This window comes from Corynebacterium sp. CNCTC7651, from assembly GCF_021496665.1.
GTDB lineage: Bacteria > Actinomycetota > Actinomycetes > Mycobacteriales > Mycobacteriaceae > Corynebacterium.
Map to the genome: position 1 here is coordinate 1,168,896 of NZ_CP071246.1, position 23,619 is coordinate 1,192,514.

The window sequence follows — 23,619 nt, forward strand, 5'->3', positions numbered from 1 at the left end:
TCTAGCCCACCGATCCTTCCATTTGCAGTTCGATGAGGCGGTTAAGCTCCAACGCGTATTCCATCGGCAGCTCCTTGGCAATCGGCTCGACGAAGCCGCGCACGATCATCGCCATGGCCTCCTCCTCCGGGATGCCGCGGGACATGAGGTAGAACAGCTGCTCCTCGCTGACCTTGGACACCTTGGCCTCGTGGCCCAGGGTCACGCGGTCGTTGCGGATGTCGTTATACGGATAGGTGTCCGAACGGGAGATGTCGTCCACCAAAAGCGCGTCGCACTCGACGTTGGACACGGAGTTGTGGGCATTGGCGTTGACCTGGATCAGGCCGCGGTAGGCGGAGCGGCCGCCGCCGCGGGCGACGGACTTGGACACCACCGTGGATGAGGTGTGCGGCGCCAGGTGCACCATCTTCGCGCCGGTGTCCTGGAACTGGCCCTCGCCGGCGAAGGCGACGGACAGCACCTCGCCTCGCGCGTGCTCGCCGGTCATCCACACAGCCGGGTACTTCATGGTCACCTTGGAGCCGATGTTGCCGTCCACCCACTCCATGGTCGCGCCTTCCTCGGCGCGGGCACGCTTGGTCACCAGGTTGTAGACGTTGTTGGACCAGTTCTGGATGGTGGTGTAGCGGCAGCGGCCGCCCTTCTTCACAATGATCTCCACCACGGCGGAGTGCAGGGAATCGGACTTGTAGATCGGGGCGGTGCAGCCCTCCACGTAGTGCACGTACGCATCCTCATCCACAATGATCAGGGTGCGCTCGAACTGGCCCATGTTCTCGGTGTTGATGCGGAAGTAGGCCTGCAGCGGGATATCCACATGGACACCCGGCGGGACGTAGATGAAGGAGCCGCCGGACCACACGGCGGAGTTCAGGGCGGAGAACTTGTTGTCGCCCGCCGGGATGACGGTGCCGAAGTACTCCTGGAACAACTCCTCGTGCTCGCGCAGCGCGGTGTCGGTGTCCACGAAGATCACGCCCTTGGCCTCAAGGTCCTCGCGGATCTGGTGGTACACAACCTCAGACTCGTACTGCGCCGCGACACCGGCGACAAGGCGCTGCTTCTCCGCCTCGGGGATGCCCAGCTTGTCGTAGGTGTTCTTGATGTCCTCCGGCAGGTCCTCCCAGGAGGCCGCCTGCTGCTCGGTGGAGCGGACGTAGTACTTGATGTTGTCGAAATCGATGCCGGAGAGGTCCGCGCCCCACGTCGGCATCGGCTTCTTCTCAAAAATCTCCAGGGCGCGCAGGCGCTGGTTGAGCATCCACTCCGGCTCCTGCTTGATGCCGGAAATATCCGCGACAACGTCGGCGCTCAGGCCGCGGCGGGCCGAGGCGCCGGCCACGTCCGAGTCGTGCCAACCGTAGTTGTAGGCGCCGATGGACTCGATGATCTGGTCATCATTCATCGGCGTCTCAAGACCGGGTGCGGGGGTTGCTTTCGTCATTTAAGCTCCGCTCCTTTCATTGGTGTCTCCCGCCGGTGAAGTGACGGAGAGAGGAATATTTGTCGTGCAAATGCCGTGCCCATCGGCGATGAGCGCAAGCGGCTGGATGTGGCGGCCCACAAGCTCGGCGATTGCCTCGTGCTCCGCTTCGCACAGCTCGGGGTGCGCCGCGGCGACTGCGGAGACTGGGCAGTGGTGCTGGCAGATCTGGATGCCGCCGCCGGCGCGGGTGACCGTTGCAGCGTAACCGTGGTCCTCCAGCGCCGCCGCGACTTCTGCCACGACGGCCTCCACATCGTCCGCCTCACCTTCCGCGGCAGAACGCACACCGCCGAGGATCTTGCTGATCCGGCCCTTTGCAAAGGTGCGCACCGCGCCCTCGCCGCCAAGATCCTTGATCAGATCCACGGCCTCCAGCGCCAGCGAGTCATAGCTGGTGCCAAAGTGGTCCCGCCCTGCATCGGTGAGCCGAAAGTGCTTCGGCGGCCTGCCACGGCCAGCCTCTTCCCCGGCCACCTGGTTGGGGCTGCACGTCTCCGCCAGCCCCTCCGCAACCAGGGCGTCCAGGTGCCTACGCACGCCAGCAGCGGAAAGGCCAAGGCCATCAGCAAGATCCGCGGCGCTGACTGGGCCGCGCTTGAGCAACTGCGCCATGACGGCACGGCGGGTATCGCCGCCGCCGCTGCGGGTTCGCTCTGCCACCCAGTCCACCTCGCCTTCGTGCATGTTGCTTTACGACGTTCATTTGGTGAAAGCCCTCAGGGCCTTCGCCTTTCCACAACACTAGTGTGCGCAAATTCATTTCGCCCCACCGGGTTGCCTAGACCAGGTCATTGCAGTATTTAGTACAGCTCAAGTCCTAGAATCCAAGAGCGTGGATAGAGGAGCGTCGATAAGCAAGCTGCACCTGGTGCGCGCTGTCGGCACCCTGGGCACGGCGATCGTCGCGTTCGGCGGCCTTGGCGGGGGCGCGCTGCCGGTGGTGCCCGGCCCGTGGCCCGAGGTGTGGGGCATGGTCGGCGGCTCCGCGGTAGCGCTCGTGGGCGTGGGAGTGCTGGTGGCGGCCTGGCTGTGGCTCGGCCGGCTTGTAGGCACTGGCAGCCGCGCCGCTGCCAACGGGGTAACCCCGCGCGACATGGTGACCACGCTGCTGCTGTGGGCGGCACCGCTCATCCTCACAGCACCCTTGTTCTCGCAGGATATCTACTCCTACCTTGCGCAAGGCGCCATTGTCCGGCACGGTTTCGACCCGTACTGGGGCGGGCCGGTGGACTTGTTGGGGCCGCTGAATCCCCTCGCGAAAAATGTCCCGGCAATCTGGGCGCACTCCCCGAGCCCCTACGGCCCCGTGGCGCTCGCAGCGGCAGCCGCCATCTCGCGCGCGACCGGCGACGCGATCTTTACCGCAGTAGTGGCGCACCGGACGATTTCGCTGCTCGGGGTACTCGCGGCCGCGTGGGCCAGCGTCCACCTCGGGCGCCGGCTGGGTGTGGGCGGCCCGAGCGCGCTGTGGCTCGGCATATGCAACCCACTCGCGATCCTGCACCTCATCGGCGGCATTCACAATGAGGCACTCATGCTCGGGTTCCTCTTGGTGGGTTTGGAGATTGGCTGCCGCGGGCTGGAACGGCTGCGGGTTCCCGGCGCAGCAGCGCAGGGCTGGGCGCTGTTCCTGTGCTCCGGTGCGCTGATCTCCTGCGCGGGCCTGGTCAAGGTCACGGGCTTTATCGGGCTGGGTTTCATGGGCATGGCGCTCGCCCGAGAGCTGGCGGTGGGCAATCGATTGCGCGCCAGAAGCGCCGCGCCCGCCATTGCCGCAGCAGCAGCCATCCAGTCGGCGGTGCTCGGCGCCACAGCTACGGTCGCCTCGATTGCCAGCGGCGTGGGCTTCGGCTGGGCGTTCGTGCAGGGCGGCGCGGCGCAAATCCGCAGCTGGCTTTCGCTGACAACTAGCGTCGGCTTGATAGCGGGCCAACTGAGCGAATCCCTCGGGTTCGGAGACACAACGGACAGCGCCATCGCCATCGCGCGCGGCACCGGGGCCACCATCGCTGTGTTTTGTCAAGTTGTAGTAGGCCATTTCGGCTCGGTTTTTTAGGCCAGGTCTGCACGGTTTTGGGCCGTGTGAGCGTTGCTGGGGTTTCGGGGCTATTTCATGAGGGCGTTTGCCATGCGGTAGGACTGGCCGGTGAAGGTGATCATGCGGCCGTGGTGGACGATGCGGTCGATTGCGGCGGCTGCCATGTCGTCGTTTCCGAAGACTTGGCCCCATTGGGAAAATGCAAGGTTGGTGGTGATGATCAGGCTGCGTTGTTCGTACGCGTCGGCGATTGCTTGGAACAGAAGTCTTGCCCCGTCGGTGTCGATGGGGATGTAGCCGAGTTCGTCGATGACGAGGAGTTCGTTTTTGCCTAGGGATGCGAGCTCTTTGTCGAGTTTGCCTGCGTGTTTCGCGTTCCGTAGATGGTCGACGAGTCCTGCGGCGGTGAAAAACCGTGCCGGGATGCCTCTGAGACATGCCGCGGTGACCAGTGCGATGGCGAGGTGTGTTTTGCCGGTTCCGACGTCGCCGTAGAAGACGAGGTCTTCACACCCGTTGAGGAAGTCGAGTGTGGTGAGGTGTTCGCGGGTGATGTCGGCGGGCAAGGTGACCGGGGACCAGTCGTAGCTGTCGAGGGTTTTGCGTACCGGGACACGCGCGCGGTGCATCAGGCGCCGCGCTCTTGATGCGGCCCTGGAAGAAAGCTCCGCTTCGAAGAGCTCAATGAGGATGTCGCATTGGCGTGGGGTGGCATGGTCTGCGCACTGGCGTAACACGGCGGTAGTGAGGTAGAGCTGGCGGCCAAGAGCCACCACGCGGTCTTTGTTGTTGGTGGTATCGGTGCTCACTGTGAGGTCACCTCCGCATGCTGTGAGGTGGTTGTGGTGGCAAGGAGCTGGTCATAGGTGGTGAGGTTCGCTCGTGTGTGTTGTGGTGGTGGTGGGGAGCTGTAGCATGCGGCGATACCCAGATGAGGCCCGGTTGGTTGGGCGTTGGTCTCTAAGAGTGCGGCGGCTGCGGTGACGGTGGCGTCGAATCCGCATTCTGTGGCGGTGGTTTGCGCGTGGGTGAAAAACTCCCGGCGTGTAGCGGTATCCGCCCCGTCGAGGTAGCCCACGACAGCGTCCGGCAGGTGATGGCGAAGCGGTGAGTTCGTCCACGCCCCGGGTTTTTTCGCTAACCCAGGCAGCAAACTCATCGGGTTGATCACCGTCGAGTCTGCGGTACCGAAAACTCTCGGCAATGCGATGATGCGTCTGGTGTCGTCGTCTAAAACGGTGACGGTGTCGTGGGACAACTCCAGCGTGACTTGCCTGTTCGCCCAGGCAGGCCCGACCAGGTAACGGTTGCCGTCTAGGGTGACAACGCCGGTTTTGTCGGTGCGGCGCACGTCGAAACGCACCGGGTTAAACCGCACCGACGGGCACGCTTTGAGCGCTTGCTGATCCTGTTTGAACAGTTCAGCGACCGTGGCTGCCTTCTTGTAGTGGGTGTGGGTAGCAAACGCGGCGCACCCGGACTCCAAGATGGTGTTCAACTCCGCTAGGGAGGCTACTTCCGGCACAGGCACAAGCAGGTTTCGGCGGATGAAGCCGACCGCGTTTTCCACATTGCCTTTCTCATGGCCCGAGTACGGATTGCAGTACCGAGCCTTCGTCCTATAGTGCGCTTTGAACGCGGCGAAAAGCTCCGATTCCACCACTTTCGGGCCGACACGGCGCCCAACGGCGGTCGCGTTATCGAAGACCATCTCAGTCGGCACCCCGCCGGCGGTGTCGATGACATCTAAAAGCCCGGTAATGACGCACTCAGCGGTTTCGCCGGCAAAGGCCCTGCAAAACCTCATATTTGAATACGGAAACGTCACCACCAGAAGGTGCACAACCCTTGCGGCTGACGCCATGATGACTTCTGCCTGGCCGAAATCGACCTGGATGACCCCCGGTGACCATTCCAACTCCATGAACCCATCCCCCGGGGATTTATGGTCCTGTTTCCACTGCTTGACGTAGCGCTGCACCGGTGAATACGAGCCCGTATAGCCATGCTCGTTAATCAGCCGGTCACAGATGCGTTGCGCAGTGTGGCGTTGCTTGCGTGGCATGCGCTGATCATCCTCGAGCCAACCATCAATCACAGCGCACAACGCCTCACCCAGCACGATTGAGCCTGGTTTGCGTGTCTTCACCGGCACGGTTGGGCTGAAATCGTCCTGGTTAACGTACTTATCGACCGTAGCGCGCGACACGTTCACCGCCTTGGCAATCGCTCGTCTGGACATTCCCTCGTCATCGAGCTGTCTGATAGTTTCGATCGTGGTCATGCTGATCGTCATCTACTTTCTGGTCCCTTCCTGAAAACCCAAGTCCCGGACCTCGCGGCCAAACGAAGATGGGACATTTCTCAGGAACAGAAACCTACTGGGGGTGGTTATCGGCATGGCCCTTCCCTTTCTAAAAAGGAGCCACACCAGTCACAGCCACATGGGGAAGTGGCCTAATTTTCCGCGCTGAAACGGACCAAAACAGGCCGCCAACACGGCCTACTTCCCAAGACGAACTGGACCAACTACATCAGATCAGACACACATCGCCTGCATCGTCATGGCGATCATGCTGTGGCGCACCTACACCGGAGCCATGCACCCCGTGGGCGGCCTCGGCATTTCTACCCTGGTGCTTGTTGTCCTCTTTCCCGTCGTCCAACCGTGGTACCCCCTCTGGGCCATCGTGCCGCTTGCCGCCTGGGCCACGCGTCCCGCCACCCGCGCCGGGCTGGCTGCATACAGTGCCGTGCTGTGCTTCGTCGTCCTTCCGACAGGCACCGGGATGATCCCCCACGCCGTCCTCACCGTGTACCTTCTTGCCGCCGCGGGGTTTGCCGCGCTTGCCGCCGTGGGGTGGGGTGCGCTGCGGCATGGGGCTGTAACGCTTGACCACGCCACTCCCCCGCGCTCAGGCGAAGACAGGCGCGCGCCGGAGATCACGGCACCTAAGGCTACACTTACCAGCCATGAGTGACGTCCTGGTTGTAGATCACGTGGTCAAGCGCTTCGGCAACACCACTGCTGTCAACGGAGTCTCGTTTACAGCCAAGACTGGTCAGGTGCTCGCCCTGCTTGGCCCCAACGGGGCCGGGAAATCCACCACGCTGAACATGTGCGAGGGCTTTTTGGCCCCCACATCGGGAGAAATTCGCGTGCTGGGTGTCAATCCGGCTACGCATCCGCAGAAGGTACGGGACCGGATCGGCATCATGCTCCAAGGCGGCGGCTCCTACCCCGGCATCACCGTCCGCGAAATGTTGAAGCTGGCCGCCAGCTACAACGTCAACCCGCATGACCCGGAGTGGCTGATGGAACTCCTCGGGCTCGGCGGCGTAGCCGGAACCACCTACCGCAGGCTTTCCGGCGGCCAGCAGCAGCGCCTATCCCTAGCATTAGCCATAATCGGGCGCCCGGAACTGGTGTTTCTGGATGAGCCGACTGCAGGCATGGATGCCCAATCGCGCCGCGCAGTGTGGAACATTGTCAGCGCCTTGCGCCGCGACGGCACCTCCGTCATCTTGACTACGCACTTGATGGATGAGGCGGAAACCCTCGCCGACCACGTTGTCATCATCGACCGCGGTGAGGTGGTCGCCCAGGGCACCGTTGCGGAGCTTACGGACCACAATGAATACCCAGTCCTTGCTGTCGATACCGCAGAGCCCCTCCATCTGGAGCAGTTGAATAGCACCCTCGCGCGCTTCGCTCTGCGCGCGGAGGAGCCCCGCAGGCTGCACTATCGCATCAAGGGGTACCCATCTCCCGACGTAATTGGCACGATTGCCGCGGAAGCGGCCCGGCAAGGGGTACTGATTCGGGAGCTCAACGTTGCCCGCCGCACGTTGGAGGACGTCTTCTTGGACATCACCGGCCGAGAGTTGAGGAGCTAGCATGCAGCGCACGGACGAGACATTAGAACTCCACACCGCCCTCAAGCCCGGCGTATTCGCCCCGAAGCCGCAGCCCGCAAGCTTCGGCGCCATGGCAGCGGCGCAGGGGCGCATCGAGGCCAAACTGATGCTCCGCCACGGCGAGCAACTTTTGTTGAACATCATCATCCCGCTGGCACTGCTGGTCGCGGCGGCAAAGGTGCCGATCTTCGGCGATGCAGATTTCAACCTCATCGTGCCCATGGTCTTCGCCGTCGCCGCGTCCTCAGCCGGGTTCACAGGCCAGGCGATCGCGCTGGCGTTTGACCGCCGCTACGGAGCCCTCAAGCGCACCGGCGCCTCAGGCGTGCCGCCGTGGGTGATCATCGCAGGCAAAATCCTGGGCGTGCTGGCCACGGTGGCGGTTCAAATCGTCGTCCTCGGCGGGGTGGCTGCTGCTCTCGGGTGGCGGGTGGGCCCCGCGGGCGCGATCTTGGGGCTGATCACCCTCCTCGTCGGCGTAGCCGCGTTCACCTCCCTTGGACTGCTGATGGGCGGCACACTGTCCTCTGAGCTCGTCCTGGCGCTGGCGAACTTGATCTGGCTGGTGCTCATGGGCGTGCTCGGCTGGGTGGCCTACTCCGGCGACCTGGTCAACGCGGGCTGGTGGAACGCGGTGCCCACCGTGGCGCTGGCCGGCGCACTCACTGCATCGCTCCAGGGCTCATTCAATGTGCTCGCCTGGGTCTCGCTGATCCTCTGGGCCGCGGCCGGCATCGGGCTGGCGTCCCGCTGGTTCCGTTTCGATGGCTAAGTTCGCGACCCCGTCAGTTACACTAGCCAGCGAATATCAATCCAAAGTTGCATAAGGGGAGCCCCACGTGAGCACGACACACGTCGACGCCACCGCGCCTGCCGCGCGCAACACCGGCATCAAGCGCCTCACTCAACCTTGGCAGGATCCCACAGTGGCCTTCCAGCGCGCCCTGGCCATGATCCTGCTGCTGTGCCAAGGCGGCATCACCGTCACCGGATCGCTCGTGCGCGTCACCGGCTCCGGGTTGGGCTGCGACACCTGGCCGCTCTGCCACGAAGGCTCGCTGGTCCCGGTTGCCGGCGCGGCGCCGTGGATTCACCAGGCCATCGAGTTCGGCAACCGCCTGCTCGCCTTCGTCGTCGCTGCGGCATCCATCGCCGTCCTGGTCGCTGTTGTCCGCGCCGGCCGTCGCAAGGAAATCAAAGTCCTCGCGTGGATCTCGTTCCTCGGCGTGGTGCTGCAGGCCGTGATCGGCGGCATCTCGGTGCTTCTTGATCTTCGCTGGTGGTCCGTCGCAGTGCACTTCCTGCCGTCGATGGTGCTGGTGTGGGTTGCCGCCATGCTCTACATGCGCATCGCGGAAACCGATGACGCCGCGCCCACCACCCGCTACCCGGAAAGCATCCGCCGCTTCGTGGTCGCCGCCGCCGTGGCGCTGTGCTTCGTGCTTGTCACCGGCACCATGGTCACCGGCTCCGGCCCGCACTCCGGCGACTCCGGGGTGGGCATGGAGGGCCGCCTCGCCCTGGACACCGAGATGCTGGCCTACGTCCACGCCGCCTGCCTCTACGTCTACCTCGCATTCACCCTGATCGCGGTCTACCTGCTGCGCAAGCACCAGGCCCCCAAGGACGCGTTCAACACCGCACTGGTACTGGTCGCCATGATTCTGGTCCAGTGGACAATCGGCGTCATCCAGTTCCGCATGGGCGTGCCGCGCTGGACCATTCCGGTGCACATCGCGATGAGCTCCGTTGTGGTCGCGTTCTCCGCCTTCCTCTACTCCCACGGCAAACGCCGCCTGCCCCTGCTGGTATAACGTCGGTGGCATGAAAGCCATCGAAGTTTCTTCCCACGGCGGGCCCGAGGTCCTCACCTACACCGACATCGAAGCACCCACTCCTACTCAGGAGCAGGTGCTTATCGACGTCTCTTTTGCCGGCGTCAACTTCATCGACACCTACTTCCGCTCCGGCGCCTACCCGAGTGAGCTGCCGTACGTCCCGGGCTCAGAGGGTTGCGGTCGTGTGGCGTTTGACCCGTCCGGCGAGATCCCGGAGGGCACCCTCGTCGCTTTTAACGAGGGCAAAGGCACCTACGCGGAACAAACCGTGGTCAACCGCGGCCGCATTGTGGCCGTGCCGGAGGGTGTCGCCCCAGAAGTCGCTGCTTCAATGCTGCTGCAAGGTATGACAGCGCACTACCTGATTACGGACGCGTACCCGGTTTCGGAGGAGACTTCCCTAGTCATTACCGCCGGTGCCGGCGGCGTTGGCCTCATGCTCACCCAGCTTGCCTCCGCCAAGGGTGCGAAGGTCTATTCGGTCGTCTCCACAGAGGAGAAAGCCGAGCTCGCCCGGGAGGTGGGCGCGACCGGCGTGTTCCACTACGGGGACAACCTCGCGGACCAGATCCGCGAAGCGAACGGCGGCCAAGGTGTGGACGTGGTGTTCGACGGCGTGGGCAAGGACACCTTCCAGTTCGCGCTGGATGTGGTGCGCCCCCGCGGGTTGGTCTGCTCCTTCGGCTCCGCTTCCGGCGACGTGACGGGCGTGGACCTGCAGCAGCTCAAGCAGGCCGGCTCCGTCTTTGTCACCCGCCCCATGCTGGCCCACTACACCGCCACCGACGAAGAGTTCCGTGCCCGAGCTCAGGCCGTCGCCCGGGCAGTCGAAGACGGCACGCTCACGGTGCGCGTACAAGAACCCTACGAGCTCGCAGATGCCCGCAAGGCCCACGAAGACCTTGAGGCGAGGAAGACAACCGGTTCGGTGGTTATCCGAACGTCGGCAAGCACGAGCTCCTAGAACAGGGTGGGCAAGCCCAGCACAGCGTCCACGGAGAGCCCCAGGAACAGCGCGGCGAGGTAGTTGTTCGAGAGAATGAACAGCTTCAATGGCTTGACGTTCTCGCCGCGCACCACGCCGTTGTGCAGGCGCGTCGCCATAGCCAAGAAGACCGCGCCGGAGACCAGCGCCACCACCAGATAGATCCAGGAAGCTGCAGGCACCAGCAGCAGCGAAGTGAGCACGGTGATCCAGGAGTAGATGACAATCTGGCGCGTGGTCTCCGCCGGGGTTGCCACTACGGGCAGCATGGGGACGTTCGCGCGGGCGTAATCGTCCTTGTACTTCATGGCCAGCGCCCAGGTGTGCGGCGGTGTCCAGAAGAAGATGATCAGGAACATCACCACGGCCTGCCACCAATTGTCGGGTGAACCGTCGTGCACGTTGTCGCGGATCACGGCCCAGCCGACAAGCACCGGCATGCAGCCGGCGGCGCCGCCCCAGATCACGTTCTGCCAGGTGCGGCGCTTCAGCCACTTCGTGTACACGAAGATGTAGAAGAGGTTGGTCAAGATGATGAAGCCGGCTGCGAGCCAGGACTTGCAGAGCAGGCCCAGCCAGAGCACGGAGACCACCAGCAACACCCAGGCGAACACCCGGGCCTTCTGCTTGGTCACGCGCTCGCGCACCAGGGGGCGTGCGCGCGTGCGGCCCATCAGTTGGTCGATGTCATAGTCCACGACCATGTTGAAAGTGTTCGCGGCACCTGCGCCCATCCAGCCGCCGATCAGCGTGGCAAGCACAAGCCACAGGTGCACCTCGCCGCGGTCTGCCTGGAGCATCGCGGGAATCGCGGCGACGAGGAGCAGCTCGATGACCCTCGGCTTCGTCAACGCGAAATACGCCTTGATGGTCTCCAACTCGACTCCTCACACCCTCGGCATCATTCCTTCGGATGATGTTAGCCCTGACTCGCGGTGCGCAACGAATCGACGCGGACTGGAGCCGACCGCCCACACCCTCCACCTGCACGCCGGGGCGCTACCCAAACGGTAGGATCAAGCGGGAAACGCCCAGGGGTGCCGGTGCCTTCCGGCACCGCACCGTGAACAATGAAGTGAGGAACACGTGACCGCAACGCTGCCCCCAGAACTTGAGGCCATGACTGTCCGCAACTACCCTGCGGATTGGACGGAGACCGATACGAGGGCTGTGGACACGGCACGCGTCCTGGCCGCGGACGCAGTGGAAAACTGCGGCTCCGGCCACCCGGGCACCGCGATGTCACTCGCTCCGCTCGCCTACACCCTCTTCCAGCGCGTGATGCGCGTGGATCCGAATGATAAGGACTGGGTGGGCCGCGACCGCTTTGTGCTCTCCAACGGCCACTCCTCCCTCACCCAATACGTGCAGCTCTACCTCGGCGGCTTCGGCCTCGAGCTGGAGGACCTGAAGGCACTGCGCACCTGGGCATCGAAGACCCCGGGCCACCCCGAGTACAACCACACCGACCACATCGAGATCACCACCGGCCCGCTCGGCCAGGGCCTCGCCTCCGCAGTGGGTATGGCAATGGCGGCGCGACGGGAGCGCGGCTTGTTCGACCCGGACACCGCGGCGGGTGAGTCCCCGTTCGACCACTACATCTACGTCATTGCGGGCGACGGCTGCCTGCAGGAGGGCGTGACCTCTGAGGCATCTTCCCTGGCCGGCACGCAGCAGCTGGGCAACCTGATCCTGTTCTGGGACGACAACCGCATCTCCATTGAGGATGACACCCAGATTGCATTCACCGAAGACGTAATGAAGCGCTACGAGGCCTACGGTTGGCAGACCCTGACCGTGGAGTCCGGCGAGGACGTTGCCGCCATTGAGGCCGCTGTCGCTGAGGCGCAGGCGGACACCAAGCGTCCGACGATCATCCGTGTGAAGACCGTCATCGGCTACCCGGCGCCGACCATGATGAACACCGGTGCCGTCCACGGCGCCGCCCTGGGCGCCGAAGAGGTCGCCCGTGTCAAGGAGGTGCTGGGATTTGACACGGAGGTGACCTTCCCCGAGGAGGCTGAGGTAATCGCCCACACCCGCAAGCTGGGCGAGCGCGCGGCCGCGAAGCGGGCTGAGTGGGATACGCAGTTCGCTGCCTGGGCAGAGGCGAACCCGGAGCGCAAGGCGCTGTTCGACCGCCTGACCGCCCGCGAGCTGCCGCAGGGCTGGGGCGAGGGCGAGCTTGCGTTCCCGACCTGGGACGCGGACGCGAAGGGCCTGGCCACCCGCAAGGCTTCCGAGGCGGCGATCCAGGCGGCAGCGAAGGCGCTGCCGGAGCTGTGGGGCGGTTCGGCCGACCTCGCAGGTTCCAACAACACCCTGATTAAGGGCGCACCGTCCTTCGGCCCGGAGGAAATCTCCACCGAGATGTTCACCGCCCACCCGTACGGCCGCAACCTGCACTTCGGCATCCGCGAGCACGCGATGGGCGCTGTCATGAACGGTATCGCCCTGCACGGCGGCACCCGCGTTTACGGCGGCACCTTCCTCATCTTCTCGGAGTACCTCTACCCCTCCATCCGTGTTGCCGCCCTGTCCGGCATCGACGGCTACTACGTGTTCACGCACGATTCCATCGGCCTGGGCGAGGACGGCCCGACCCACCAGCCGGTGGAGACACTCACGGCGCTGCGCGCCATCCCGGATCTGGCCATCATCCGCCCGGCGGACGCGAACGAAACTTCCGCTGCGTGGAAGGCCGCGCTCGAGGCGAAGGAGCAGCCGAAGGCGTTTGCCCTGTCCCGCCAGAACCTCCCGGTGCTTGAGGGCACGAAGGAAAAGGCATTCGACGGCGTCGCCCGCGGCGCGTACGTGCTGGTGGAGGAATCTAAGGAGACCCCGGACCTGATCTTCATCGCCACCGGTTCTGAGGTGCAGTACGCCGTGGAGGCAGCGGCCGCCCTCGAGGCGGAGGGCGTTGCCACCCGCGTCGTGTCCATGCCGTGCATGGAGTGGTTCATGGAGCAGGAGGACGCATACATCGACGAGATCCTCCCCCGCAGCGTCAAGGCCCGCGTTTCCGTCGAGGCCGGCGTGGCTATGCCGTGGTTCCGCTTCCTGGGCGAGCACGGCCGCGCCGTCTCCCTCGAGCACTTCGGCGCCTCCGCCCCGGGTTCGGAGCTCTTCGAGCGCTTCGGCTTTACGACGGAGAATGTCCTGCGCGTAGCCCGAGAGACCCTGAGCTGCGTCGCGGAAGACCGCTCCGTGCCCACCAGCGAGCGCGTGGGTGACACCGAGGCGGAGCCGACGCGCGGCGACGGCATCTAGGACCAGCAGCACGCACCAGCGCCAGATCAGAAAAGAGGAATTCCGAATGACCGCAATTGATGACCTGCTTGCAGCAGGCACCTCCACCTGGCTCGACGACCTGTCCCGCGACCGCATCACCTCCGGCAACTTGGACGAGATCAAGGCGTCCAAGTCCATTGTCGGCGTGACCACCAACCCGGCAATCTTTGCCAAGGCAATGTCCACCGGGGACGCGTACAGCGCACAGCTCGCGGAACTGCGGGAGGCCAGCTCCCTCGCGGACGCCGCCGTCTACGCCATGAGCGTGAAGGACGTGCAGGATGCCTGCGACCTCTTCGCGGATGTGTACCAGGCATCCGGCGGCAAGGACGGCCGCGTGTCAATCGAGGTGGACCCGCGCTACGCCGCCGACGAGGAGAAGACCGTCGCCCAGGCCGCCGAGCTTTGGAAGCTGGTGGATCGCGAGAACGTGATGATCAAGATCCCGGCGACGGACGAGTCTCTGCCGGCAATCACTGCGTCCCTCGCAGCTGGTATTTCCGTCAACGTCACGCTCATCTTTTCCGTGGACCGATACAAGCAGGTTGTGCAGGCCTACAAGGAAGGCATCCGCGCCGCCGCATCCAACGGGCACGACGTGTCCAAGATCCACTCCGTCGCGTCCTTCTTCGTCTCCCGCATGGACACCGAGGTGGACAACCGCCTCGAGACCATCGGTTCGGATGAGGCGCTGGCGCTGCGCGGTAAGGCCGGCATCGCCAACGCCCGCTTGGCCTACCAGGTGTTCCTGGACGAGTTCGCTGACATGTCTGACCTGCCGGCTGGGGCCAACAAGCAGCGCCCGCTGTGGGCGTCCACCGGCGTGAAGAACCCGGACTACCCGGCGGACATGTACGTGGTGGAGCTGGCAGGACCGGACACCGTGAACACGATGCCGGAAGGCACCATCGACGCGGCGATCGAGGGCAACGGGGTCAAAGGCGACACCCTGACCGGAACCGCCGAGGCATCCCAGGCAATCTTCGATCAGCTGGAGGCAGTCGGCATCGACCTCGGCGACGTGGTCGCAGTGCTGGAGCGCGAGGGCGTGGACAAGTTCGTCGATGCCTGGCAGGAACTGCTGGATTCCATGGAGGCTAACCTCAAGTGACGCGGCCACACCCGGCGCCACCCGCAAACCCGCTCCGCGCGCTCGATGACACCCGCCTGCCCCGCATCGCCGGCCCGTCCGGCATGGTCATCTTCGGCGTGACCGGAGATTTGGCGCGCAAGAAGCTGCTACCCGCGGTCTACGACCTTGCAAGCCGCGGACTGCTGCCCGCCGGGTTCACACTGGTCGGGTTTGGGCGCCGGGACTGGTCCAAGGAGGATTTCGAGGCCTACGTCAAGCAGGCCGTGACCGCTTCCTCGCGGTGCGAGTTCAACGAGAACGTGTGGACCCGCCTGGCGGAGGGCATGCACTTTGTCACCGGCGCGTTCGATGACGATGCTGCCTTTGATCGCCTCGCCGCCCTCCTCGCCGAGATGGATGCCACCCGCGGCACCGGCGGGAACTGGGCGTTCTACCTCTCTGTCCCGCCGGAGCACTTTGCGGGCGTGATCAACCAGCTCGACCGCTGCGGCATGGCTGCGCAGCACGGGGAGGATGGTTCTTCCCGCTGGCGACGGGTGATTATTGAGAAGCCGTTTGGCCACGATCAAGCGTCGGCACGCGAGCTCAACGCCGTCGTGAACACTGTCTTCCCCGAGAACGCGGTGTTCCGCATCGACCACTACCTGGGCAAAGAGACCGTGCAGAACATCATGGCGCTGCGGTTTTCCAACCAGATGTTTGAGCCGGTGTGGAACTCCCACTACATCGACCACGTCCAGATCACGATGGCGGAGGACATTGGGCTCGGGGGCCGTGCCGGCTACTACGACGGCATCGGCGCCGCCCGCGACGTGATTCAGAACCACCTGATTCAGTTGCTCGCGCTTGTGGCGATGGAGGAGCCGACGTCCTTTAGCCCGCGCCGCCTCAAGGCGGAGAAGCTGAAGGTGCTGCGGGCGACGACCCCGGTCGGCCCGTTCGAGGAGACCACCGCGCGCGGCCAGTACACCGCGGGTTGGCAGGGCTCGGAGCACGTGGTGGGCCTGCGCGAGGAGGAGGGGTTCGACCCGAATTCCACCACGGAGACGTACGCCGCCTGCACGCTGCAGATCAACTCCCGCCGCTGGGCCGGCGTGCCGTTCTATCTGCGGACCGGCAAGCGCCTTGGCCGCCGCGTCACCGAGATTGCGCTGGTGTTCAAGCGCCCGCCGTACCAGCCCTTCACCGAGGGCCAGACCGACCTGCTGACCAACAACGCCGTGGTCATCCGCGTGCAGCCGGACGAGGGCGTGCTCATGCGCTTCGGTTCCAAGGTGCCGGGCTCCGCGTTCGAAGTCCGCGACGTGAACATGGATTTCTCCTACTCTGAGGCATTCACGGAGCAGTCGCCCGAGGCATATGAGCGCCTGATCCTGGATGCGCTGTTGGATGAGTCCTCCCTCTTCCCCACTAATGACGAGGTGGAACGAAGCTGGGAGATCCTCGACCCGATCTTGGAGTTCTGGGCGGCAGGCGGGCGCCCGGACGAGTACCAAGCCGGTACGTGGGGCCCGGAGTCCGCTGACCGCATGCTGCGCAAAGACGGCCGCGAATGGAGGCGCCCGTAAATGATCATCTCCCTGCCGGACACGACAACGCGGCAGATCGCGTCGACGCTGATCAACGCCCGCGAGAACTACTCCCTTGCCACCGGCCGCGTGCTTACCCTGCTGGTGGCGGTGAAGGCACGCGATAACGTGCGCGACATCCTTGCCACGATTAGGGATGCCACGCGCGAGCACCCCGCCCGCGTGCTGGTCCTCATCCTCGGCGATTCGGACGCGCACACCTCCCTCGACGCAGAGATTGTGGTTGGCGCGGATGCTGGGGCCTCCGAAATGGTGGTCATGCAGCTCCACGGGGAGCTGACGGACAACCTGGATGCCGTGGTCACTCCCCTACTCCTGCCGGACACCCCCATCGTCGCCTGGTGGCCCACCACCGCGCCCGCACGTCCCGCAGCGGCGCCGCTGGGCAATATCGCGCAGCGCCGCATCTCCAACACGCACCGTAACGTCACCGGCAACGCGCTGCTGCGGGCGACGAATGGTTACACCCCGGGCGATAGCGACATGATGTGGTCCCGCATCACCCCATGGCGCGGCGTTGTCGCCTCGGCCCTGGATCGCTGCCCAGACGCGATCATCACTGGCGTCGAAATCACGGGCCCCGCCCATGACCCAAGCGTCGATGTCGCCGCCGGCTGGCTCTCCAGCGCACTCCACGTCACCGTCACTCGCCACACCGCAGAGGACACCCCGCGCGCGGATAACGGCGCGCCGATCGATTTGCTCGTGCTTGCATCCAATCTCGGCGACATCACGGTCGAGGTCGTGGATGCCCAAACTGTCCGCGTTGCCGTGCCAAACCGCCCGGACACGTTTGTTGCGCTGGAGGCCCGCACGGACGCAGACTGCCTCGCCGAGGAGCTGCGGCACCTCGACCCAGACGCAACCTACGGCCGGGCGCTCGCCGGCCTCGAACACGTGCAGGTGGGCTAACATGCAGGTATTCCCGGAGCTTTCCGCGCTTATCGACGCTACTTCGAACCTCCTCATCACCGAGATCGACACCATCCAGTCCGACCCGCGCGGTGGTGCGCACGGTGACGGGGTTGTCCGGCTGGTGCTCACCGGCGGCACGGCCGGCATCGCGCTACTCAAGCAGGTGCGGGAGCGCGAAAACGCAGAATCCCGGGTCGACTGGTCCCGTGTGCACGTCTTCTTCGGCGACGAGCGCAACGTTCCCGTCTCTCACCCGGACTCCAACGAGGGCCAAGCACGAGACGCGCTGCTTGATCATGTGGCGATCCCAGCGGCCAACATTCATGGCTACGCGCTCGAGGGCGGCAACATGGATTCTGCAGTCAACAACTACGCCGAGGCGCTTGAGCAGTACGCGCCGCAGGGCTTTGACATCCACCTCCTCGGCATGGGCGGCGAGGGCCACATCAACTCCCTCTTCCCGCACACCGGCGCTGTGCGGGAACGCGTCGCACTTGTCGTGGCGGTGACTGACTCCCCGAAGCCGCCTGCAGAACGCGCCACCCTCACGCTGCCCGCGGTCCAACGTGCGGACCGGGTCTGGCTACTGGTCTCCGGGGCTGAGAAGGCGGAGGCTGCCGCGGCGTTTCACCGAGGCGCAGACCCAGAAGACTGGCCGGTTGCCGGCGCTCAAGGCCGGCTGGAGACGGAGCTCTTCATCACCGAGGACGCCGCCAGCCAGATCTAGGCACTACGACTATTGCCTCACGCCAAAGGCCCCTATCCTCTCCGCTCCTAGGAGCTTGGAGGACAGGGGCCTCGATTGTATGCTCGAGTGGCTTACGCCGGCACAGCGAACGTGTGGGTGAGGTTCAGGCCGAAGATGCACACGATCCAGATGATGGCCAAGATCACGGTCACACGATCAAGGTTCTTCTCCACCGTGGTCGAACCGGAGAGGTTGGCCTGCACGCCGCCACCGAAGAGGGTGGACAGGCCACCGCCCTTGCCCTTGTGCAGCAGAATAAACACCACCAAGAGGATAGAGGTGATGACCAGCACGATCTCAAGGGCAAGCGTCATGCGCACCACCCTACACCACAAACCCCCGTGCCCAAGAACTGGACACGGGGGACGGGAAACGTATGCAGGTCTTACTGCACAGCCTGCGCCGCAGCGGCGGCGAGCTTGGCAAAGTCCTGGCCGTCGAGGGACGCGCCGCCGACAAGGCCGCCGTCCACATCCGGCTGGCCCACGATCTCGGCGACGGAATCTGCCTTGACAGAGCCGCCGTAGAGGATGCGGATAGCATCCGCGGTAGCGTCGTCGGACAGCTCGCGCACCAGCTCGCGGATGGCGTGGCACACTTCCTGCGCATCCTCGGCAGAGGCGACCTTGCCGGTGCCAATGGCCCACACCGGCTCGTACGCGATGACGGTCTTGGACAGGTCCAGGCCCTCAAGCGAGGCGCGTGTCTGGTCGACCACGTAGTCCACGTGGGTACCCTGTTCGCGGATCTCCAGCGGCTCGCCCACGCATACGATCGGGCTCATGCCGTGCTCAATCGCCTTAGCTGCCTTGGCGGCGACCAGCTCGTCGGTCTCGCCGTGGTACTCGCGGCGCTCAGAGTGACCGACCACAACCCAGGTGCAGCCCAGCTTCTCCAGCATGGATGCGGAGATTTCGCCGGTGTAGGCACCGTTGTCGTGCGCGGAGACATCCTGCGCACCGTAGGTGATTTGCAGCTTGTCGCCCTCCACCAGGGTCTGGATGGAGCGCAGGTCGGTGAACGGAACAGTGAGCGCAACGTCAACGAACTCGTAACCGTCCTTCGGGAACGCGAACGCCAGCTTCTGCGCGCTCGAGATCGCCTCAAGGTGGTCGTGGTTCATCTTCCAGTTGCCGGCAATCAGCGGTTTACGTGCCATAATTTTTCAGCTCCTTGAGATTGTGTGCTCGGTTTACTTCGACAGCACTGCCACGCCCGGCAGGTCCTTGCCCTCGATGAGTTCGAGGGAGGCGCCGCCGCCAGTGGAGATGTGGGAGAAACCGTCCTCGTCCAGGCCGAGGGTGCGCACGGATGCCGCGGAGTCGCCGCCGCCAACCACGGTGAAGGAATCGTTGTTCTTGGTCGCCGCGATCATGGCCTCAGCCACAGCCTTGGTGCCGTCCGCGAAGTTCGGGAACTCGAACACACCCATCGGGCCGTTCCAGAACACGGTCTTGGAATCCTCGATTGCCTCGGCGTACTTCTTCGCAGTCTCCGGGCCGATGTCCAGGCCCATCCAGCCCTCCGGGATCTCATCCAGGCCCACGATCTTCTTTTCGGCGTCCTTGTCAAACTCCGGCGCTGCTGCAACGTCAACCGGCAGGAGGAGCTTGTCGCCGTAGGTGTCCATGAGCTCCTTGCAGGTATCGATCATGTCTTCCTGCAGGAGGGACTTCTGCACATTGTGGCCCTGAGCTGCAAGGAAGGTGTAGCACATGCCGCCGCCGATGATGACCTTGTCCGCCTTCTCCGCAAGCGCCTTGATCACGCCGAGCTTGTCGGACACCTTGGAGCCGCCGAGCACCACTACGTACGGGTGCTCCGGCGCGTCCTTCACGCGGGAGAGGGTCTCCACCTCCGTGTCAACCAGGAAACCTGCGTAGGCGGGCAGCTGCTTGGCAACGTCGTACACAGAAGTCTGCGCGCGGTGGACAACGCCGAAGCCGTCGGAAACGAAGGCGCCGTTATCCGCGGCCAGCGCGGCGAGCTCCTTAGCAAACTCTTCGCGCTCAGCCTCGTCCTTGGAGGTCTCGCGCTTGTCAAAGCGCACGTTCTCCACAAGCATGATCTCGCCCTCGGTCAGGCCGTTGGCGCGCTCGTGCGCATCCTCGCCGGACACATCGGACGCCAGCGCAACGTACTGGCCTAGGCGCTCGGACAGCGCCTCCGCCACCGGTGCCAGGGAGTACTTGGAGTTCACCTCGCCCTTCGGGCGGCCGAGGTGCGCCATCACAATCACCTTTGCGCCACCGTCGAGCAGGGCCTTCAACGTCGGCAGGGAGGCGTCGATGCGGCCCGCGTCGGTGATGTTGCCTTCGTCGTCAAGCGGGACGTTGAAGTCGGAGCGGACGAGGACGTGGCGGCCGTCCACCCCTTCGTCGAGAAGCTGCTGCAAAGTCTGGGTAGCCATTGAATTTCTCCTAATTAAAAGTTGTAAAAGAGGGGTTCTGCCACAAAGGGCCCGGGGCGTGCTCCTCGCACACTCACCGGGCCCCCATCAGGTGGATTTAGAGCTGGTCCGCAACGAACTTGGTCATGCGGACGTACTGAGAGGTGTAGGACCACTCGTTGTCGTACCAGGAGATGACCTTGACCAGATTGCCGTCAATCACGCGGGTCATGCCAGCGTCGAAGATTGCGCCGTGGGTGTTGCCGATGATGTCGGAGGAGACAATCGGGTCCTCGGTGTACTCCAGGGCGACGCCCAGGGTCTCGTCCTGCACGGCGTTCTTGATGGCCTCGTTGACCTCGTCAACGGTGACTTCCTTGTTCAGCTGCACGGTCAGGTCGGTGGCGGAACCGGTAATCGTCGGCACACGCATTGCGAAGCCGTCCAGCTTGCCCTCGAGGTTTGGCAGCACCAGGGAAACAGCCTTTGCAGCACCAGTGGTGGTCGGCACAATGTTCTGGGCCGCAGCGCGGGCACGGCGCAGGTCCTTGTGCGGCGCGTCCTGGAGGCGCTGGTCCCCGGTGTAGGCGTGGATGGTGGTCATGAGACCGGACTTGATGCCGAAAGCCTCGTCCAGCACCTTGGCAACCGGTGCCAGGGAGTTGGTGGTGCAGGATGCTGCGGAGATGATGTTCTGCTCGCCGGTGTAGTCGGTGTGGTTCACGCCCCACACGTAGGTGCCGTCGACGTTCTTGCCCGGAGCGGAAATGATGACCTTCTTCGCGCCGGCGTCGAGGTGAGCCTTCGCATCCTCGCCGTTGGTGAAGCGGCCGGTGCAGTCCAGCACGATGTCGACGTTTGCCTCACCCCATGCAAGGTTTGCCGGATCTTTCTCAGCGGTAACCTCGATGCGGCGGCCGGCAACGGTGATCGACTCATCGTCGAACGTAACGTCCTGTCCCAGCTGGCCGTATGCGGTGTCGTACTTCAGCAGGTGCGCCAGCGTCTTGTTGTCAGTCAGATCATTAATCTTGACAACCTCAAGTTCACCCTCGAACTTGTCCAGGATAATGCGGAACGCGGAGCGGCCGATACGACCGAAACCGTTGATGCCAATGCGGGTAGTCACAGTATTTACTCCTCTTTAACAGTGAGACTTCGTCGGACTAACCGGACCTCTTTGATCCGATGATTCCAAGTGTAGCCACGTCGGAAACTCCGTGCAGGGGCAGAATCGTGAGGAGCAGGATGCTTGCCGACGTCAGCTTTCCTCGCCGCCAAGCTCCTCCGCGGCCTCCGCGGCTGCGTGGGTGTCTTCGATCCCCAGCTCTGCCGCGCGTTTGTCAGCGAGCGACAGGAGGCGGCGGATGCGGCCCGCTACTGCGTCCTTGGTCATCTGCGGGTCCGCCAACCGGCCCAGCTCCTCCAGCGAAGCGTGGCGGTGTTCGACGCGCAGGAAGCCAGCTTCGGCCAAGTGCTCCGGCACATCGTCCCCAAGAATTTCCAGTGCTCGCTCAACCCTGCGCGCTGCGGTGGCCGCGGCCTGCGCGGAGCGGCGCGTATTCGCATCGTCGAACGTGGCAAGGCGCTGGCCGGTCCGAGCGCCGAGCTGCTTGGTCTGGCGCTTCTCGTCCCACTCCAGCCGTGCGCGCTGGGCGCCCATGCGGCTCAGCAGAATGCCGATGGTTTCCCCGTCGCGGATGGAGATGCGCTCCACCCCGCGGGTCTCGCGTGTCTTGGCCGCAACCCCCAACCGGCGGGCCAGGCCGACAAGCGCAAGCGCCGCCTCTTGGCCAGGGCACGCGACCTCGAGTGCCGCGGTGCGCCCCGGCTCCGTCAACGTTCCGCGGGCCAGGAAAGCCCCAGCCCACGCGGCTTCCACGCCCGCGATAGAGCCGGAGATGACCTGGCGCGGCATGCCCACAATCGCGTGACCGGACGGCGTGACCAACTTCAGCCGGCGGATTACGTCCTCCGCCCCCTCATCCACGATGAGTTGATAGCGAATGTCCTTGGAGGCGCTGCCCGGCTCCAGCGTCTCGATTCGGCTGGGGGCCTCACAGCAATCGTCGAGAAGCAGGGCAAGACGCTGCGCCACCTTCATCTCCGCAAAGTCGCACACCAGGGCAACGCCACGGGGCAACGGTTCAAAGGTGCCGGCGAAGCGGATGAGCGCGGTGGCCTCAGCCGCCCGCGCCTCCGCGCTGGTCCGGCGCACGCCAAGCAGCTCATCCTTCACCTTCGCGGTCAGCGCCACCGGGACATCCTTTCGTCACACGCCTACTGTCTAGGCGCTCAAGCTTAGCGCGCGGCCGCGGCGGTCAGGAGGCTGGCAGCAAGCTTGGCCGGATCATGCCGGTTGAGGACATCCCCGGACTCTGTGGATTCACGCACGTCACGGAACACAATCTGCGCTCCGACCGACTCTGCCGCACGCCGCAGGTGCGTGCGCTCCCCTTCGGTCGGGCAGACAAGCGTGTCTGCCAGGAAGCAGTCAACATTCAGCCCGGGCGCATGCTGGCTAAGGACGTGGATGTGGCGCTCTGTTGTGAACCCGTGCGTCTCCCCCGCCTCCGGCGAGAGGTTCAGCACCACCGCAACCGTGGCGTCGGTGCGGTTGAGCGCGTCCACGATCTCTGGCACCAGGAGATGCGGAATGACGGAAGAAAACCAGGAGCCCGGGCCGATGGTGACTACGTCTGCGCGCATGATGGCGTCAACAGCTTCGGCTGTCGCACGCGGATTACTGGGCAGGAGGCGCACCCGGCGCACGGTGCCGGGTGTTGTTGCAACCGCAACTTGGCCGCGCACCGGGCGCAGTACCCGCGGATCATCGTCCAGCCCGGCAACGTCTGCTTCGATCTGCAGCGGCTCCGCGCACAGCGGGATGACGCGGCCGACTGAACCGGTCCACCGGGCCACGGTGTCCAACGCCACCTGCATGTTGCCCAGCTGGTCGCTCAGGCCCGCCAAGATGAGGTTGCCCACAGCGTGCCCGGCCATGGCCCCCGTGCCGCCGAAACGGTGCTGTAGCGTGTCGCGCCAGAGCTCGCCTTCCTCGCTCTCCGCCGTCAGGGCAGCCAGGGCCATGCGGAGATCGCCCGGTGGAATGATGTCCAGCTCCCTGCGGAGACGGCCGGATGAGCCGCCGTCATCCGCTACGGTGACCACCGCGTTGATCTCCCTAGCCTCAGCAGCGCGAGCAGCCAGCAAGGTCTGGTACAAACCGTGACCGCCTCCAAGGCAGGTAAAAGAGAGGCGATCCGAGGGGGTGTCGCTCAAAGGTTTCGGCCTTTCTAGAAAAATGTTCGTGCGCGCAAGTG

22 protein-coding genes are annotated in these 23,619 nt (G+C 64.6%); 11 read left to right on the forward strand and 11 right to left on the reverse strand.

Features of this window, described 5'->3' with window-relative positions:
* Position 1: 1 nt before the first annotated feature.
* Both sufB and JZY91_RS05645 read right to left on the reverse strand, forming a co-directional pair.
* Entirely contained in the window at positions 2 to 1,447 is a 1,446-nt protein-coding gene (sufB, locus tag JZY91_RS05640) for a Fe-S cluster assembly protein SufB (RefSeq protein ID WP_234948952.1), read from the reverse strand.
* A complete protein-coding gene (locus JZY91_RS05645) occupies positions 1,448 to 2,173 on the reverse strand; it encodes a metalloregulator ArsR/SmtB family transcription factor (protein ID WP_234948953.1) in 726 nt (241 codons plus the stop codon).
* A gap of 148 nt (positions 2,174 to 2,321) precedes the next feature.
* On the opposite strand from JZY91_RS05645, the gene mptB (JZY91_RS05650) reads away from it, so the two are divergent.
* Positions 2,322 to 3,545, forward strand: a complete 1,224-nt coding sequence (gene mptB, locus JZY91_RS05650; protein ID WP_234948954.1) for a polyprenol phosphomannose-dependent alpha 1,6 mannosyltransferase MptB — start codon at positions 2,322 to 2,324, stop codon at positions 3,543 to 3,545.
* A 50-nt stretch (positions 3,546 to 3,595) separates the two neighbouring features.
* Here mptB (JZY91_RS05650) and istB read toward each other — a convergent pair whose 3' ends face one another.
* Positions 3,596 to 4,336 (reverse strand): IS21-like element helper ATPase IstB, encoded by a 741-nt coding sequence (gene istB / locus JZY91_RS05655; RefSeq protein ID WP_234947519.1) that lies wholly within the window; start codon positions 4,334 to 4,336, stop codon positions 3,596 to 3,598.
* Entirely contained in the window at positions 4,333 to 5,823 is a 1,491-nt protein-coding gene (istA, locus tag JZY91_RS05660) for an IS21 family transposase (protein ID WP_234948955.1), read from the reverse strand. The genes istB and istA overlap by 4 nt, the downstream gene beginning before the upstream one ends.
* Before the next feature lie 262 nt (positions 5,824 to 6,085).
* Between istA and mptB (JZY91_RS05665) the strand changes: the two genes are divergently transcribed.
* From mptB (JZY91_RS05665) to JZY91_RS05685, 5 genes are all read left to right on the forward strand, one after another.
* The gene (gene mptB / locus JZY91_RS05665; protein ID WP_255695763.1) at positions 6,086 to 6,508 is read left to right on the forward strand and encodes a polyprenol phosphomannose-dependent alpha 1,6 mannosyltransferase MptB; all 423 of its coding nucleotides are present in this window, start codon (positions 6,086 to 6,088) and stop codon (positions 6,506 to 6,508) included.
* Positions 6,420 to 7,424 (forward strand): ABC transporter ATP-binding protein, encoded by a 1,005-nt coding sequence (locus tag JZY91_RS05670; protein WP_370639271.1) that lies wholly within the window; start codon positions 6,420 to 6,422, stop codon positions 7,422 to 7,424. Before mptB (JZY91_RS05665) ends, JZY91_RS05670 begins: the two co-directional genes overlap by 89 nt.
* A 1-nt stretch (position 7,425) precedes the next feature.
* A complete protein-coding gene (locus JZY91_RS05675; RefSeq protein ID WP_234948958.1) occupies positions 7,426 to 8,217 on the forward strand; it encodes an ABC transporter permease in 792 nt (263 codons plus the stop codon).
* Positions 8,218 to 8,335: 118 nt separating this feature from the next.
* Positions 8,336 to 9,259: a heme A synthase gene (locus JZY91_RS05680; RefSeq protein ID WP_234949065.1), complete on the forward strand. Its 924-nt coding sequence runs from the start codon at positions 8,336 to 8,338 to the stop codon at positions 9,257 to 9,259.
* Between the two features lie 10 nt (positions 9,260 to 9,269).
* A complete protein-coding gene (locus JZY91_RS05685) occupies positions 9,270 to 10,247 on the forward strand; it encodes a quinone oxidoreductase (RefSeq protein WP_234948959.1) in 978 nt (325 codons plus the stop codon).
* Here JZY91_RS05685 and JZY91_RS05690 read toward each other — a convergent pair.
* A complete protein-coding gene (locus JZY91_RS05690) occupies positions 10,244 to 11,146 on the reverse strand; it encodes a heme o synthase (protein WP_234948960.1) in 903 nt (300 codons plus the stop codon). The two genes, JZY91_RS05685 and JZY91_RS05690, sit on opposite strands and share 4 nt — an antisense overlap.
* Positions 11,147 to 11,387: 241 nt before the next feature.
* On the opposite strand from JZY91_RS05690, the gene tkt reads away from it, so the two are divergent.
* From tkt to pgl, 5 genes are read left to right on the forward strand one after another with little or no spacing between them, the layout of a single operon-like run.
* Entirely contained in the window at positions 11,388 to 13,541 is a 2,154-nt protein-coding gene (gene tkt / locus JZY91_RS05695) for a transketolase (RefSeq protein WP_234949066.1), read from the forward strand.
* A 46-nt stretch (positions 13,542 to 13,587) separates the two neighbouring features.
* On the forward strand, positions 13,588 to 14,673 hold the full coding sequence (tal, locus tag JZY91_RS05700) for a transaldolase (protein WP_234948961.1): 1,086 nt from the start codon (positions 13,588 to 13,590) through the stop codon (positions 14,671 to 14,673).
* Positions 14,670 to 16,223 (forward strand): glucose-6-phosphate dehydrogenase, encoded by a 1,554-nt coding sequence (gene zwf / locus JZY91_RS05705; protein WP_234948962.1) that lies wholly within the window; start codon positions 14,670 to 14,672, stop codon positions 16,221 to 16,223. The genes tal and zwf overlap by 4 nt, the downstream gene beginning before the upstream one ends.
* Positions 16,224 to 17,156 (forward strand): glucose-6-phosphate dehydrogenase assembly protein OpcA, encoded by a 933-nt coding sequence (locus JZY91_RS05710; RefSeq protein WP_234948963.1) that lies wholly within the window; start codon positions 16,224 to 16,226, stop codon positions 17,154 to 17,156.
* Position 17,157: 1 nt separating this feature from the next.
* On the forward strand, positions 17,158 to 17,886 hold the full coding sequence (pgl, locus tag JZY91_RS05715; RefSeq protein ID WP_234948964.1) for a 6-phosphogluconolactonase: 729 nt from the start codon (positions 17,158 to 17,160) through the stop codon (positions 17,884 to 17,886).
* Between the two features lie 92 nt (positions 17,887 to 17,978).
* On the opposite strand, the gene secG is transcribed toward pgl, so the two are convergent.
* The 6 genes from secG to yvcK form a co-directional block, all read right to left on the reverse strand.
* Entirely contained in the window at positions 17,979 to 18,221 is a 243-nt protein-coding gene (gene secG, locus JZY91_RS05720) for a preprotein translocase subunit SecG (protein ID WP_234948965.1), read from the reverse strand.
* Positions 18,222 to 18,292: 71 nt separating this feature from the next.
* A complete protein-coding gene (gene tpiA / locus JZY91_RS05725; protein WP_234948966.1) occupies positions 18,293 to 19,066 on the reverse strand; it encodes a triose-phosphate isomerase in 774 nt (257 codons plus the stop codon).
* A gap of 33 nt (positions 19,067 to 19,099) precedes the next feature.
* Positions 19,100 to 20,317, reverse strand: a complete 1,218-nt coding sequence (gene pgk / locus JZY91_RS05730; protein ID WP_234948967.1) for a phosphoglycerate kinase — start codon at positions 20,315 to 20,317, stop codon at positions 19,100 to 19,102.
* Positions 20,318 to 20,414: 97 nt separating this feature from the next.
* A complete protein-coding gene (gene gap, locus JZY91_RS05735) occupies positions 20,415 to 21,425 on the reverse strand; it encodes a type I glyceraldehyde-3-phosphate dehydrogenase (RefSeq protein ID WP_234948968.1) in 1,011 nt (336 codons plus the stop codon).
* A gap of 132 nt (positions 21,426 to 21,557) precedes the next feature.
* A complete protein-coding gene (whiA, locus tag JZY91_RS05740; protein WP_234948969.1) occupies positions 21,558 to 22,553 on the reverse strand; it encodes a DNA-binding protein WhiA in 996 nt (331 codons plus the stop codon).
* A gap of 44 nt (positions 22,554 to 22,597) precedes the next feature.
* Positions 22,598 to 23,578 carry a uridine diphosphate-N-acetylglucosamine-binding protein YvcK gene (gene yvcK, locus JZY91_RS05745; protein WP_234948970.1) on the reverse strand — a complete coding sequence of 327 codons (981 nt, stop codon included), beginning with the start codon at positions 23,576 to 23,578 and terminating at the stop codon, positions 22,598 to 22,600.
* Positions 23,579 to 23,619 lie beyond the last annotated feature (41 nt).

Coding starts and splice junctions, on each gene's coding strand:
- sufB (WP_234948952.1), bottom strand. CDS start 1,447: ATGACGAAAGCAACCCCCGCACCCGGTCTTGAGACGCCGATGAATGAT.
- JZY91_RS05645 (WP_234948953.1), bottom strand. CDS start 2,173: ATGCACGAAGGCGAGGTGGACTGGGTGGCAGAGCGAACCCGCAGCGGC.
- istA (WP_234948955.1), bottom strand. CDS start 5,823: ATGACGATCAGCATGACCACGATCGAAACTATCAGACAGCTCGATGAC.
- JZY91_RS05675 (WP_234948958.1), top strand. CDS start 7,426: ATGCAGCGCACGGACGAGACATTAGAACTCCACACCGCCCTCAAGCCC.
- JZY91_RS05685 (WP_234948959.1), top strand. CDS start 9,270: ATGAAAGCCATCGAAGTTTCTTCCCACGGCGGGCCCGAGGTCCTCACC.
- tkt (WP_234949066.1), top strand. CDS start 11,388: ATGACTGTCCGCAACTACCCTGCGGATTGGACGGAGACCGATACGAGG.
- tal (WP_234948961.1), top strand. CDS start 13,588: ATGACCGCAATTGATGACCTGCTTGCAGCAGGCACCTCCACCTGGCTC.
- JZY91_RS05710 (WP_234948963.1), top strand. CDS start 16,224: ATGATCATCTCCCTGCCGGACACGACAACGCGGCAGATCGCGTCGACG.
- pgl (WP_234948964.1), top strand. CDS start 17,158: ATGCAGGTATTCCCGGAGCTTTCCGCGCTTATCGACGCTACTTCGAAC.
- secG (WP_234948965.1), bottom strand. CDS start 18,221: ATGACGCTTGCCCTTGAGATCGTGCTGGTCATCACCTCTATCCTCTTG.
- tpiA (WP_234948966.1), bottom strand. CDS start 19,066: ATGGCACGTAAACCGCTGATTGCCGGCAACTGGAAGATGAACCACGAC.
- pgk (WP_234948967.1), bottom strand. CDS start 20,317: ATGGCTACCCAGACTTTGCAGCAGCTTCTCGACGAAGGGGTGGACGGC.